Source organism: Marinobacter vulgaris, from assembly GCF_003344045.1.
GTDB lineage: Bacteria > Pseudomonadota > Gammaproteobacteria > Pseudomonadales > Oleiphilaceae > Marinobacter > Marinobacter vulgaris.
This window is the reverse complement of record NZ_QFWX01000002.1, coordinates 522,802-536,717: the sequence shown is the minus strand read 5'-3', so window position 1 is coordinate 536,717 and position 13,916 is coordinate 522,802. Positions and strand designations below refer to the sequence as shown.

Sequence of the window (13,916 nt, the reverse complement as noted above, 5' to 3'; positions counted from 1 at the left end):
ACGGCCTATCAGAAAAATTCTGGGTATAAAAAAACAGCCTGAAAATCAGGGCGGGGAGTATAACGCCTCAACCGGTAAATTGCAGTCAGAATGTGCAAATTTTAACCAGAATGAATCAACCGGCAAAACCCGGGCGCGCCAGCGGAATGCCAAAAAACGTCTTACGCCGGGTTTCGCAGGTTTTCTCGTCGCTAAATTCGACAGATTTCAGCGGTTTGCGATCTTCTTCTGACAAACTTTTCAAGAAAGTTATCCACATTTTCGGAGCGCTTCAAGAGGCTTGATATAGCTGTTAACAAATTGTTTTTAAATCTTTTTTTTAGTTTTATTCAAAGCTTATCCGAAGGTTATCCCATAATTTATCCACAGCTTTCACCAACTGCGGAGGGTCACTATCAGAACTGATCCATTTCTTTTGATTGCGGCGCGGCGACCACACCGCGGCCACCGGCGGACTGAGCGGCCTGTTTCTCGAGTTCCAGACTCACCGCATTACTGGACTTGGCAAATCGCGCCAGCAGGTTGTAGAGCACGGGAACGATGAACAGGGTCAGGGTGGTGGCAAAGACCAGCCCGCCGAGGATAACAATGCCGATGGAAGCGCGGCTTTCAGCACCGGCACCGGTTGCCAGCACCAGAGGCACTGCCCCGAAAACTGTTGAGATAGTGGTCATCAGAACCGGCCGGAAACGCAGGATCGCCCCTTCCAGGATGGCATCATAGACATCGTAGCCCTTGTCCCGTAGCTGGTTGGCAAACTCCACAATCAATATCCCGTTCTTGGCCATCAATCCCAGCAGCATGATGATGCCTATCTGGCTGTAGATGTTCAGCGTGATACCGGAGAAAAACAGGGCGTAGAGCGCACCGGTCACCGCCAGGGGTACCGAAAGCATGATGATCATCGGGTGAATCCAGCTTTCAAACTGCGCAGCGAGCACCAGGAAAACGATCACGAACGCCAGGCCGAATGTCACATAGATCGCCGCGGAGGAATCCTGGAACTCACGGCTCAGGCCCTTGTAACTGACCCTGGCCTCCGGTGGCAGGTTATCCACAGCAAGGTTATTGAGATAGGTCAGTGCCGAACCCAGATCGTAGCCATCCTCCAGCGACCCGCTGATAACCACTGCCGGCAAGCGGTCGATGCGACGCAGGTCCGGGTTGGCACCCACCTCTTCAATGGTGACCAGGGCTTCCAGGGGAATCAGGTCACCACCCTGTCGTGGCCGCAGGAACACGCGGCCGAGATCGTTGGGCGTGGCCCGGTCAATGTCCGCCGCCTGCACGATGACATCGTACTCTCTGCCGCGGTCCAGATAGGTGGTTACCTGGCGGGACGCCAGCATGGTCTGCAGGGTCAGGCCCACGTCTTCCACCGTCACATCGAGGTCTGCGGCACGTTCCCGATCGATGGTGACGTTCAGCTCCGGGCGGGTCAGCTCAAAGTCGGTTTCCAGGCTGAGGAGGTCGGGGTTTTCTTTGGCCCGTTCGACAATTTCCTCGCTCCAGGCCTGCACCGATTCGTAATCCGGACCACCAATGACAAATTCCACCGGCTGATTGAACCCACGCTGGCCCAGGCCCGGCGGATTCACCGCCACCGATCGCACGCCGGGAACACTCGCCAGTTTGCCACGCAGCTCGCTGGTGATTTCCTGCTGCTTGATGTCCCGCTCCTCCCAGGGCGCCAGGCCCATGATTATGAAGGCACTATCCGCCTCGTTGCGGAAACCGACGATCGAGAGTATGCGGTTGGCACTGCCGTCTTGCAGGTAAGGCAGCAACTGCTCCTCGGCCTTGAGAACATGATGGTCGGTGTACTCCACCGTGGAACCACGAGGGGCACTGGTAGGCATGATGATGACACCGCGGTCTTCGGTAGGGGCGAGCTCCTGGGGCAGTTTCGGGAACACCACCACCGCCATGATCAGCCCCACCACACCAAGACCCAGCAACAGGCCGGGCTGGCGCAGGGAGAATCGCAGCATGCGGGCGTAACCATTGGTGAGCCCGTTGAGGGCCCGTTCGCTGGCTGCCCACAGGCGATGCCCTTCTTCGGTTTCAGGGCTGTGCTTCAGCCATTTGGAACACAGCATGGGCGTCAATGTCAGTGCCACGATGCTGGACACCACCACCGCCGCCGCCAACGTAAAGCCGAACTCCGCAAACAGGCGACCCACATTGCCGCCCATGAAAGAGATTGGCACAAAGACCGCAATCAGCGTCAGGGTGGTGGCGATGACCGCAAACGCCACCTGCCGGGCACCGCGGTAAGCCGCCAACAATGGCGGCTCGCCGTCGTCAATACGCCGCTGGATGTTCTCCAGCATCACGATGGCGTCGTCCACCACCAGACCGATGGCAAGAATCACCGCCAGCAGGGTCAGCACGTTGATGGAAAACCCGAGGGCACCCAGGCCGATGAACGCACCGATTACCGCCACCGGTATGGTCACGGCAGGAATCAGAGTCGCCCGCCAGGAACGCAGGAACATGAAAATAACGAGGATGACCAGTGAAACCGCAATCGCCAGGGTGAAGACGACTTCCTTGATCGACGCACGGATAAAAATCGATTCGTCGTAGCTTTCAGCGATGTTGACTTCCGGGGGCAGGGTCTTGCGGATTTTATCCAGCTCAACCTGAACCAGATCCGAAACGGCAACCGTATTGGATTTGGATTGCCGTATGACACCCAGGCCCACCGCGGTCTGCCCGTTAAAGCGCAGACGGCTGGTGTCGGACTCGACCCCCATCTGCACATTGGCAACTTCGCCAAGCCTGAGCAGATCGTTACCGTCACGACGAATAACCAGCTGGCGGAATTCATCGACACCGCTGAGCCGGCCTTTGGCGCGTACGGTGAAATCCCGGGTGGAGGATTCCACCGAACCCGCTGGAAGCTCTACGTTATTCGACCTGAGGGCCTGTTCCACCTCGGCCACTGTCATGTCCCTGGAAGCCAGTTTTTCACGATCCAGCCAGACGCGAATGGCATAGCGCCGCTCGCCACCGATGCGGACATCCGCTACGCCATCAAGAACCGACAGACGGTCAACCAGAACCCTTTCGGCAAAATCACTAAGCTCGGCGCTGTCCCAGACGTCACTCCGTAACGACAGCCACATCATTGGCCGTGCATCGGAATCGGCTTTTTGCACCACCGGTGAGTCGGCTTCTTCGGGCAACTCGCTGGCAATCCGGGCTACCGCGTCGCGGACGTCATTGGCGGCGATATCCACATTGCGCGAGGTATTGAATTCAATGGAGGTGCGGGATTCGCCCTGTTCCGTGCTGGACTCGATGGAGCGAATACCCTCGATACCGCTGATGGCTCCCTCGATCACCTGGGTAATCTGGGTATCCACCACTTCTGCGGCGGCGCCGGTGTAGTCGGTGGAAATGGAAACCACCGGTGGGTCAATATCCGGGTATTCCCGCACAGGAAGGCCAAGAAGGGCAGCGAGACCGAACACCAGGATCAGCAGACTGATGACGGTGGCGAAAACCGGCCGCTTTATGGAAATGTCCGAGAGGATCACGGATCAGGACTCCCGGGAACTGAGAAAGCGGTTGTCCGGAATTGCCGTGTCGTCATCCACCACATCGATGCGATCGCCACTGCTGAGCCGGTCCTGGCCGGTGACAATCACTCGGTCCTCCAGCGACAGCCCAGCGGAGACCTCCACCCGACCCGGGGACCTGGAACCCAGGGACACGGATATCCGACGGGCGACCCCATCCTCGGCAACGAAAACATACTTGTCGTCACCGCGAATCATGACCGCCTGCTCGGGGATGACCAGCGCCTCCCGCTCCCGCAGGGTCAGGTTTGCGGACATGAACTGCCCCGGCCGCAACTTGCCATCGGGGTTGTCAATAATCGCCCGCACCGGCAGTGTGCGGCTGAGTTCATTGATGCGGGTGCCAAGTTCCGCCAGTTCCCCCTGAAACTCCTCATCGGGATAGGCCGGCGACGCGCCACGCACCCTCTGTCCCATTCCGACCTGGCCCAGGAAACGCTCCGGAATCGAGAAGCCCAGTTCCATACGGTCGGTTGAATCCAGGGTGGTTACGGAGGTTCCGGAGCTCAGGTAGGCACCAAGGCTGATATCACTGAGTCCGATCACGCCTTCAAAAGGCGCTTCAATACGGTGGTTATCGAGACGGGTGCGGGCCGACGCGCGCTGGGCCTCGGCCACATTCACCGCGGTGCGGAGCTCATCGACCTGGGACTGGGAGATACTGTTGTTGGTCTGCAGGCGTCGCGCCCGCTCGTACTGGCGACGGGCGTCAGCCAGTGTGGCCTCCGCAATCTGCAGGTCCGCCCGGGCCTGGCGGTCGTCCAGGCGCAGTAGCAACTCGCCGCGGCTGACCCGCTTGCCACTGACCAGGTTCATCTCTACCACGCGGCCACTCAATTCCGTGGTCAACTCCACCTGGTCGAGTGCCCGCAGGTTACCGACGGCGTTAACGGAGTCGCGTACCACCTCCATGCTCGGGCTGATCGCATTGACCTTGCTCGCCGGGCGCTGCCTCTGCGCGTTCTCTGAGTCCTCCTGGGCAAAGTACTGCCAGGAAAAAGCGCCTCCGGCTGCCAGTGCGACAAGTACCAGTGCAATCAGCCATTGCTTGACCATAATTGACTCAATAAGTTTTTTGGTTGTCTATCGCCACTGGTACCCGGATACCCCGCGGTTACTTCCTGCTGATCACCAGCACGATTTCACCCACTTGTATCCCCCATTTGCTCATGGTGGTCTGGTTGATCAGGGTGTCGGGCGTGATCAGGTACATCCAGTCATCCATGCGCACATCAATGGTGCCATCACCGTATGCCACCCGCAGAACATAGTTCATGTGGATGGCGTTACCCTGCCAGCGCATGGTGCCAGGCTCCACCACATCCCCGGCATCTGCATGAAGGGCGCCGTTGTCTGGTGTCAGTGTCCAGACCCGGGTTTGCACCTCGCCGTCATCAAACCGGAACTCCTCATCCAGCGTGCCGACACCCTCGTCGTCCCAGCTGGCGGAAATATCCGCGTCAAAGGTACGAATGACTTCGCCGGAAAAATCCTTGACCATCCCCCGCGCGGAAAGTTCTCCGGTAAAGAATTCCTGGGGCGTCAATACCGGTTCGCGGTCCTGATAGTCTTCCAGCGCAGGTCCGGCACAACCAGCAAGCAGGGCTGTGGATAACAATAAACAGAGATAGCGGGGCAAACCAGTGATGGTCTTCAATGCGACGGAACTTTGCATGACTTTTACACTCTCAGGACGGTTCAAGAACGGCATTTCGCCCTGAACATACGCCAGAAGCAACGGTACCGATCATTGACGCGTCCGGCCCCGAAACAGGTCAGCTGTTATACAAGCGCCTCCGGCATGCCGAAATAGTCTCCCTGGGAAAAGTCGATGCCCAATTCCCGGACGCGGTCCTGAACGGACTCATTGTGGACGAATTCGGCAACGGTGCGGATGTTGAGGCTGCGGGCAAACTGGACAATGCCGCGGGTAACCAGAAATGCGGTGTGATCCTGGTCGAGGTTTCGGATCAGGCTGCCATCGATTTTAATGTAATCAACATTCAGGCTCAGCAGGTGGGCGAAGTTGGAGTAGCCGGTGCCGAAATCATCTATGGCAATATGACAGCCGAAGGGTTTTACCTGTTCGATAAAATTATGAATTTCTTCGTAATTGGTGATGCCGTCGGATTCCAGAATCTCGAAAATCACCCGGTTGCCAATGTCGTAACGATCCAGCGCCTGCAGAATTCTGGTCACTGTCTCCGGATCAGCGATGTCGCCGTAGGAGAGATTGATCGAAAACTCCTCCTTGCGGCTGGAGAAGCGGGCGAAACACTTATCAATCATCAGCACCGTTATCCTGCGGTTCAGACGCAACCGGTCGGCAATCTTGACGAACTGGCCGGCACTCATCACACGTCCATCCGGCTCCACCATCCGCACCAGACACTCGTACTTGGTAACACGCTGCAACTGATTATCGTAAATCGGCTGGAACCAGGGCATCAGGCGATCATCGTCAATCGCCGCCTTCAGCCGGTTGGCCCAGTAAAGGTTGGCTTCGTAATTTTCCTCAACTCCCACCGACGGGTCATACAGCAGGTGATGACGGTTCTGCTCCCGTGCCTGCAGCACTGCCACCTTGGCCTGGCTGACCAGTTGATCGGCCGACTCCCCGGGTTTGCGGTCTCTCCGCATTGCCATTCCAATGCTGACATCCACCGTCAGTGGCTGCTGCTGCCAATAGATCCGTTCTCCGTTAACGAGGTGGCGTATCTGCACCGCCAACTCCCCGATAGCCTGCTCATCAAACAAGGGGGCAAGGATTGCGAATTCGTCACCGGGTAAGCGGTATACCCCCAGCGACTCCGGCACCTGATCACCGGCAAAGGCGGTCAACCGCTTCGCAACGGCCAGCAAAACATGGTCGCCGCAGACATTGCCGAACAGGCTGTTTATTTCGTTAAAACGGTCCAGATTGATAATCAGCAGCGAGGCATCATCCGGCGTCTGTAAATCCTGCAACAGGCGGATGCGGTTGGGCAATCCGGTGAGGTCATCGGTGTAGGAGGCGCGCAGTTCCCGGATCAGCTGGATAATCCGATACAGCAGATAGAGGCTGAGAAACAGTATCGCAGAGACCGTACCCACCAGGACGCGCTGGTTAGTCTGCTTCATGGGACGCAATCCCGCATTGATTTCATCCACTGGCACGCCCGCACCATAGATCATGCCTCCGGCGGTGGCGGCATAATACAGTTCGTAGTCATCGTCCCCCACCGTGAGCGTGCGGGTGGCAAGTGCGCCGGTTGGGGACCGTCCATCGGTACTACCGGAAAGCTCCAGTGTGAGAATCTCATCCATCAATGCCTGTTCCTTCCCGACATCCTCATCCTTGCCAAAGCTCGACAGGTTGCGGTTGTTGCGGTCGTTAAGGAAGGTGAAACTGTGTTCCGTGACCGTAATATTGCTGACAACATCAATCATCCGGTCCGCTGTCCAGGTGGTGGTTGCCATGCCAAGCAGGTTTTTCCGACGGTCATACATCGGGCTTGCCAGGGTCAGTACTGGCCGTTCGGTGTTGACATCGTAATAGATTGGCGACCAGTAGACTTTATCCGCGGTGTCAGGGCCCGGAGTCCATTCCGGTCCCAGGGTATGGCTGAACCATGGCGCATCCCGGTAGCTACTGAAACGGTTATCGACATCGAGCCGTTCCAGTTCCTGTTCATCCGGGCTGTATATAAAGTAGGGCATATAACTGATAGCGGGCCCGGAAAAAACACCGGGCTGGAACCACAGGCCGCCGCCGAGAGCTCCGTCAAAATTCTGCAAATGGTCTTTGAGGGCGTCCTCCAGAGGAGTGCGGAGATAGGAACTGTCGGGTCCAGAGTCCCTGTTTTCTGTTATTGCGTGAAAGCTTTCTCCCACGTTTGCCAGGGTAGTGGTGTAACCGGCCAGGGTTGAGTGGTGCGCGTTAATACGCATCAAGCCGGCACTGACGACTTCATGAATCTGCTGGCGTCGAAGTTCTGACAGTGCATCCCGGGAGTAATTGATGTTCAGAGTGGACAACAGAAACATACCGGCCACAAACACCAGTACCAGCATGCCCAACAACCACATCACGGACTGCCGTGAAGGCGGAGTTTTGCGGTTGGTCGGAAGGCGGGTCAACTTTCCCGGCATGAATGGCTTTCCTTGGGCGAATCAAACTGAGGTGTTCAAAGGTTTCCCCCCCGGGCTTACTTGCCAATACAGAAGCTGCTGAAGATCTTACCGAGCAACTCGTCCGGTGTCATGGCACCGGTAATCTCCCCCAAGGCATCCTGGGCAGCGCGCAGGTCTTCCGCCAGTAACTCACCGGCGCCAAAGCCCTGTAACTGACCTTCCCCCTGCAGCATGAAATCCCGGGCACGTTCCAGGGCATCCAGATGACGGCGCCGGGCGATAAAGCCCCCCTCGGTGGTGCTGGCAAAACCCATGCACAGCTTCAGGTGATCCCGCAGAACTTCAAGCCCGTCGGCGGATCTGGCGGCAATACGAATGACCGGGGCTGCCTGCGGGTGCTGTTGTTCGATGCCCACGGGCTCACCGGTCAGGTCCACCTTGTTGCGGATAACCGTGAGCGGGGCACCTTGAGGCAGCTGATCTATAAAATCCGGCCATAATCGCTGGGGCTCGGTTTCCGGTGTGGTAGTGGCATCCACCATCAGCAGAATACGGTCCGCCTGACGGATTTCTTCCCAGGCCCGGGCGATACCTATCTGTTCCACTTCATCAGGGCTGTCCCGCAGGCCGGCGGTATCGATAATATGCAGTGGCATCCCGTCAATATGGATGTGTTCCCGCAGAACATCCCGGGTAGTGCCCTCAACAGCGGTCACAATGGCTGCCTCACGCCCTGCCAGGGCATTAAGCAGGCTGGATTTACCGGCATTTGGACGACCGGCAATGACCACCTTCATGCCATCCCGGAGAATCGTCCCTTGCTGGGCCTCGGCAAGGATAATCTGCAGATCCTGAATGATCGCCTGCAGGTCGTTGGCGACCTTACCGTCCGCAAGAAAATCGATTTCCTCTTCGGGAAAGTCAATGGCGGCTTCAACATAGATCCGGAGGTGGGTAACCGATTCCACCAGCGCATCAATCCGGCGGGAAAAAACGCCCTGTAATGAGCGGACCGCACAGCGCGCAGCCTGCTCTGAGCTGCTTTCGATCAGGTCGGCGATGGCCTCCGCCTGGGCCAGATCCAGTTTGTCGTTGAGGAACGCTCTTTCGGAAAATTCTCCCGGTCTGGCAAGACGGGCACCCAGCTCACACACGGTCCTCAACAACAGGTCCAGAATGACAGTACCGCCATGGCCCTGGAGCTCAAAGACGTCTTCGCCGGTAAAAGAGTGGGGGTTGGGGAAAAACAGACCTATGCCTTCATCGATCAGCTCACTGCTGGTATCCACGAACGGGCCATAGTGGGCATAACGGGGTCGGGGCTGGAAACCCAGCATCTGGCGAGCAATGTCAGCTGCAGCGGGGCCGGATACGCGTACGATACCGACACCGGCCTGGCCCGGCGCCGTGGCAATGGCAGCGATGGTGTCGGTAGCATGGAACATGATTGATTCCCCCTGAAACAGCAGAGGCTCCCGGTAGGAGCCTCTGCAACGACTGGTCTGAATTGTACCCGGTCAGCTCTTCTTGTTGGCCATTTCCGCTTCAATCTTGCGGGTGATGTACCACTGCTGACTGATGGACAGAATGTTGTTAACCAGCCAGTACAGTACCAGACCCGCCGGGAACCAGAGGAAGAATACGGTAAACACCAGCGGCATCAGCTTCATTATCTTGGCCTGCATCGGGTCCGGCGGCGTCGGGTTCAGGCTCATCTGCAGCATCATGCTCGCACCCATCAGGATCGGCAGGATGAAGTAGGGGTCCATTACCGACAGGTCGTGGATCCACAGCATGAACGGTGCATGGCGCAGCTGAACGCTCTCGAACAGAACCCAGTACAGGGAAATGAACACCGGCATCTGCACCAGTATGGGCAGGCAGCCACCAAGGGGATTGATCTTTTCCCGCTTGTACAGCGCCATCATCTCCTGGGACATTCGCTGGCGGTCGTCGCCGTAGAGTTCTTTCAGCCGCGTCAACTGTGGTGCAACCGCGCGCATTCTGGCCATGGAACGGTAACTGGTGGCTGAAAGTTTGAAGAACACTGCCTTCACCAGGACCGTCAACAGGATGATCGCGACACCCCAGTTGCCTACCAGTCCGTAGAACCAGTCGAGGATCAGGAACAGCGGTAACGCAATGAAGAACAGGAAGCCGAAATCGACGGTCCGGTCCAGGTTGGGGGCCACGCCTTCCAGGCGTTCAATGATTTTCGGGCCTACGTAGGCACGGGCCGAGACTTCCGCAGTTTCTCCCGGCGCAACCTGAGTGGCGGGATAGACAAACCCCATGACGTGCAGCGGTCCCCGCTGGGTGGACTGGAACTGGGCTGACTGACCCCGTTCCGGTATCCATGCGGAGAGAAAATAATGCTGGAGAAAGGCAAGCCAGCCGTTGGTAACCGACTGGTTGACAGGATCTTCCTTCAGATCATCAAAATCGTATTTTTCGTAAGGGTCCTCAGGGGTACTGACAACCATGCCCAGAAACGCCCTGATACCCAGGCTGTTCTGGGCCGTGGGATCGGGTGCCTCATCCCTGACAATCTTGCCCGTCATGTTGGCCTGCCAGACCTCGTCTGACTGGTTATTGATCAGATAGCGAACATCAATCTCATAGCTGTCGCGGCCAAACTGGTACTGTTTGGTGATCTCAACGTCATTGTCGGTGGTGTAAGTCAGGTTGACAGTGAGTGAGTCCTCACTTTCCTCTAACTCGTACTCTGTTGCGGAGGTGTTGTATACCGGTGCACTGCCGTTGCGCTTGCTGTCAATGCCGTCCCGACCGATGAGACCGCTTTCCATGATGTAGGTGCGTCTGTTGGTATTGGTCAGAATCCGCAGGGATGCCTTGCTGTCCAGCGACCGGTCGTACTTGAGCAGGGCGCTCTCGATCAGGTTGCCGCCCACCCGGTCTATCTTCAGTTCGTAGACGTCGGTGCGCACGGTAATCAGCTGGTCGCTGACATCCGCTGACCTGTTTTGGGTGCTGCCGATAGCCTGGCTCTCGCCTTCCGGTGTGGTGAACTCTTCACTGGCGGACTGGGAGTTGCCCTGGGAGTCTTCGGGCAGCGTCATGTTGTCGCTATCACCGGATGAAGCGGCCGAACGGGTGGTTTGCTCGGCAACCTGCTCTGTTTGGGGCTGGTTATAGTCTTCGTTCCAGGCAAGCACCATCATGTAACTGACAATGGCCAGGCCGGCAAATAATACAACGCGTTGAATATCCATAAACTTACTGTTTGGTCGGGTTAGTGTTATGGGTTTGGCTGGCCGGCCCGCAGCAGGTGGTAGGCCTAACCTCTCTGCAGACTTCAGTGCCCGGAACGGGATCATACCCGCCTTTTGCCCAGGGATGACACCTTAGAAGACGTTTCATCGCAAGAAAAAGGCCTTTAACAGCGCCATGGGTAGTAATGGCGTCGATCGCATACTGGGAACAGGTCGGGTAGTGACGGCAGTGACTGGCCATCATGGGGCTGATGGCGTACTGGTAGACACGGATGGGAAGGAGCAACAGTTTGCGCATTAACCCGTTCCTTTGCCGTTACCGGTGTGTTCCGATGAGGAGGATGTCTGGAGCTGGCGGTTTTTCTTTCTGAGACGTGACCAGAGCTCCGTCAGGGTAGCATTGAGCGTTGGATTATCAAGCTCGGTCAGGCCCCGTCGCCCGAGTACCACAATATCCAGGGCGGGATATTCTGTCTGGTGCCTGAAAGTTTCCCGAACCCTGCGTTTAACGCGATTGCGCTGTACCGCATGCTTGAGATTCTTCTTTGAAAAAACCAGGCCGATCCTGGCGTGTCCCAGAGTATTGGGTGTCGCCAGGATCAGAAAATTCCGGTGTGGAACCCTGATCTGAACGTCATCGAAGACTTTACCGTAATCCGCCGGTTTTAGCAGCCGGGACGATTTTGGAAAGGTCAAAGCCTTCATCAGGCGGTCAATGTCTTACGCAGACAGACGGGCACGGCCCTTGGCACGACGGCGGGAGATAACCTTGCGGCCATTCGCAGTTGCCATGCGGGCACGGAAACCGTGAACGCGCTTACGCTTCAGTACGCTTGGTTGAAACGTTCTTTTCATGGTGTCGATCTCACATTGCAGGTATTTGAAATTCAATGATTGACTGGAAAATGAACAGCCAAAACAGGAGCGGCATTCTATGCAATGTGGCCAAGGAATTCAATGCTTATTGACGGGCTCATTTTCTGAGGGGGACCGGGGCCCGGACGGGCTCATCAGTAATAACTGTAATAGGTCTTTTTTAATCTCTTTAAGGATTACTACTACTGTTATTAGGCAAGGCATTTTCGGGGGATAAGCCAATAATATCGTTATAAATTAGCCAGATAGAAGATTGACAAAGCAGTTGACAAGGGGCCCTGAGGTCTGTGGATAACCGTGGCAGGAAATGTGGGTAAGATGGGTTGCTGGTATGGAGTCCATTTATCCACCAGCCGTCGGGGGTTTGTGCACAGGGTTGGGAGCGGGTTGCTAACAGGGTGTGTGTATAACTGGTATTGATATTGTTTTCTGTACACAAGCCTGTAGGTAAGTCTGTAACAAATTGAAAAAAAAGAATATAAATTTCCACAGCCTGTTTATTAAATGCTTTAGACCCTTTCACTTGGAGGGTGCTCAGGTTAGAATCCTTGGTCATCTCTTTCGTCGGGTCATGGAGATCCGTTACGAGACATTTCTGAGGCATCGGAGGCAAGACTGTCGTGCCGAACAATATCTGGCATCAGTGTCTGGAAGTACTCCGGGACGAGTTTCCCGCCCAGCAATTCAACACCTGGCTGAGGCCCTTGCAGTCCGATCACCGCGAGGGACGGCTGATGCTGTTTGCGCCCAATCGCTTCGTGATGGACTGGGTGAACGAGAAATACCTCAGACGAATTGAAGAAGTACTGAAAGACCTTCACGGTGGCCAGGCCCCGCTGGTGAACATGAAAGTGGGTTCCGCGCCCAAAACCGCGGATCTGGTGATTCGATCAGAAACGGCGGCTAACGGAGCGGCGTCCGAGCAGGAAAATGCCAGTGCGGTGACGGAGGAGGAAAAGGGTATTGCGGCGACGGCAAACCCGCGCCGGGCGAAGCCCGGAAACACCGATAGTCGGCGCGCTGTTCAGGTGGACGGGGATATCAAGCATCAGAGCTTTCTGAACGAGGGCTTTACCTTTGATACCTTTGTGGAGGGTAAATCCAACCAGCTCGCCAGGGCAGCCTCGATGCAGGTCGCGGAAAACCCCGGTGGTGCCTACAACCCGTTGTTTCTTTATGGTGGGGTGGGTCTTGGTAAAACCCACCTGATGCATGCCATCGGCAACGATATTGTCCGTCGCAATCCAAGAGCAAAGGTGGCGTATCTGCGCTCTGAACGTTTTGTTGCGGATATGGTCAAGGCGCTGCAGTTGAACGCCATTAACGAATTTAAACGGTATTACCGGTCGGTAGACGCCCTGTTAATCGATGACATCCAGTTTTTTGCCCGCAAGGAACGCTCCCAGGAAGAGTTCTTTCATACCTTCAACGCGCTGCTGGAAGGCGGTCAGCAGGTTATTGTTACCTGTGACCGGTTCCCGAAAGAAATTGTGGACATGGAAGAGCGGCTCAAGTCACGGTTTGGCTGGGGGCTGCAAGTCATGGTTGAGCCACCGGAGCTGGAAACCCGGGTTGCGATCCTGATGAAAAAGGCTGAACAGGTAAATGTGAAACTCAGTAGTGAGGCCGCCTTTTTTATTGCCCAGAAAATCCGTTCTAATGTGCGAGAGCTGGAAGGGGCGCTGCGTTTGGTGATAGCGAATGCTCACTTTACGGGTTCGGAAATTACCCCGCCGTTTATTCGGGAAAGTCTCAAGGACCTGCTGGCGCTGCATGAAAAGCAGGTCAGTATCGACAATATCCAGCGCACAGTGGCGGAGTACTACAAGATCAAGGTGTCTGATCTGCTGTCAAAGCGACGCACCCGCACGATCACGCGGCCAAGGCAGGTTGCCATGTCTCTTGCCAAGGAACTGACCAATCACAGTCTGCCGGAAATCGGCGATGCGTTTGGTGGCCGGGATCACACCACGGTGCTGCATGCCTGTAAGAAGATTGTGGAGCTTCGGGAAACAGATCCGGGTATCCGCGAGGATTATCAGAACTTTATGCGGTTGCTCACAACCTGAGCGGGTTCTGTGAAAAACCAATAAACATTCACCTTCCA

At 56.3% G+C, this 13,916-nt stretch carries 11 protein-coding genes; 1 reads left to right on the top strand and 10 read right to left on the bottom strand.

The window, feature by feature from the left end:
* Nucleotides 1–115: 115 nt before the first annotated feature.
* From DIT71_RS18375 to rpmH, 10 genes are all read right to left on the bottom strand, one after another.
* A complete protein-coding gene (locus DIT71_RS18375) occupies nucleotides 116–244 on the bottom strand; it encodes a hypothetical protein (RefSeq protein WP_264756323.1) in 129 nt (42 codons plus the stop codon).
* Nucleotides 245–395: 151 nt separating this feature from the next.
* Nucleotides 396–3,545, bottom strand: coding sequence for an efflux RND transporter permease subunit (locus tag DIT71_RS05665; RefSeq protein ID WP_114612221.1), 3,150 nt, complete (start codon nucleotides 3,543–3,545; stop codon nucleotides 396–398).
* A 3-nt stretch (nucleotides 3,546–3,548) separates the two neighbouring features.
* Entirely contained in the window at nucleotides 3,549–4,643 is a 1,095-nt protein-coding gene (locus DIT71_RS05660; protein WP_114612220.1) for an efflux RND transporter periplasmic adaptor subunit, read from the bottom strand.
* 58 nt (nucleotides 4,644–4,701) lie between these two features.
* The gene (locus DIT71_RS05655; RefSeq protein ID WP_114612357.1) at nucleotides 4,702–5,262 is read right to left on the bottom strand and encodes a DUF3833 domain-containing protein; all 561 of its coding nucleotides are present in this window, start codon (nucleotides 5,260–5,262) and stop codon (nucleotides 4,702–4,704) included.
* Between the two features lie 107 nt (nucleotides 5,263–5,369).
* Nucleotides 5,370–7,718, bottom strand: a complete 2,349-nt coding sequence (locus tag DIT71_RS05650; protein WP_227537962.1) for an EAL domain-containing protein — start codon at nucleotides 7,716–7,718, stop codon at nucleotides 5,370–5,372.
* Between the two features lie 56 nt (nucleotides 7,719–7,774).
* Nucleotides 7,775–9,145 carry a tRNA uridine-5-carboxymethylaminomethyl(34) synthesis GTPase MnmE gene (mnmE, locus tag DIT71_RS05645; protein ID WP_114612219.1) on the bottom strand — a complete coding sequence of 457 codons (1,371 nt, stop codon included), beginning with the start codon at nucleotides 9,143–9,145 and terminating at the stop codon, nucleotides 7,775–7,777.
* Between the two features lie 72 nt (nucleotides 9,146–9,217).
* Entirely contained in the window at nucleotides 9,218–10,933 is a 1,716-nt protein-coding gene (gene yidC, locus DIT71_RS05640; protein WP_114612218.1) for a membrane protein insertase YidC, read from the bottom strand.
* A 4-nt stretch (nucleotides 10,934–10,937) separates the two neighbouring features.
* Nucleotides 10,938–11,231 (bottom strand): membrane protein insertion efficiency factor YidD, encoded by a 294-nt coding sequence (yidD, locus tag DIT71_RS05635; RefSeq protein ID WP_114612217.1) that lies wholly within the window; start codon nucleotides 11,229–11,231, stop codon nucleotides 10,938–10,940.
* Entirely contained in the window at nucleotides 11,231–11,638 is a 408-nt protein-coding gene (rnpA, locus tag DIT71_RS05630) for a ribonuclease P protein component (protein WP_114612216.1), read from the bottom strand. The genes yidD and rnpA overlap by 1 nt, the downstream gene beginning before the upstream one ends.
* Nucleotides 11,639–11,653: 15 nt before the next feature.
* Nucleotides 11,654–11,788, bottom strand: coding sequence for a 50S ribosomal protein L34 (gene rpmH / locus DIT71_RS05625; RefSeq protein ID WP_008172542.1), 135 nt, complete (start codon nucleotides 11,786–11,788; stop codon nucleotides 11,654–11,656).
* 641 nt (nucleotides 11,789–12,429) lie between these two features.
* On the opposite strand from rpmH, the gene dnaA reads away from it, so the two are divergent.
* A complete protein-coding gene (gene dnaA / locus DIT71_RS05620) occupies nucleotides 12,430–13,878 on the top strand; it encodes a chromosomal replication initiator protein DnaA (RefSeq protein WP_114612215.1) in 1,449 nt (482 codons plus the stop codon).
* Nucleotides 13,879–13,916: the final 38 nt, after the last annotated feature.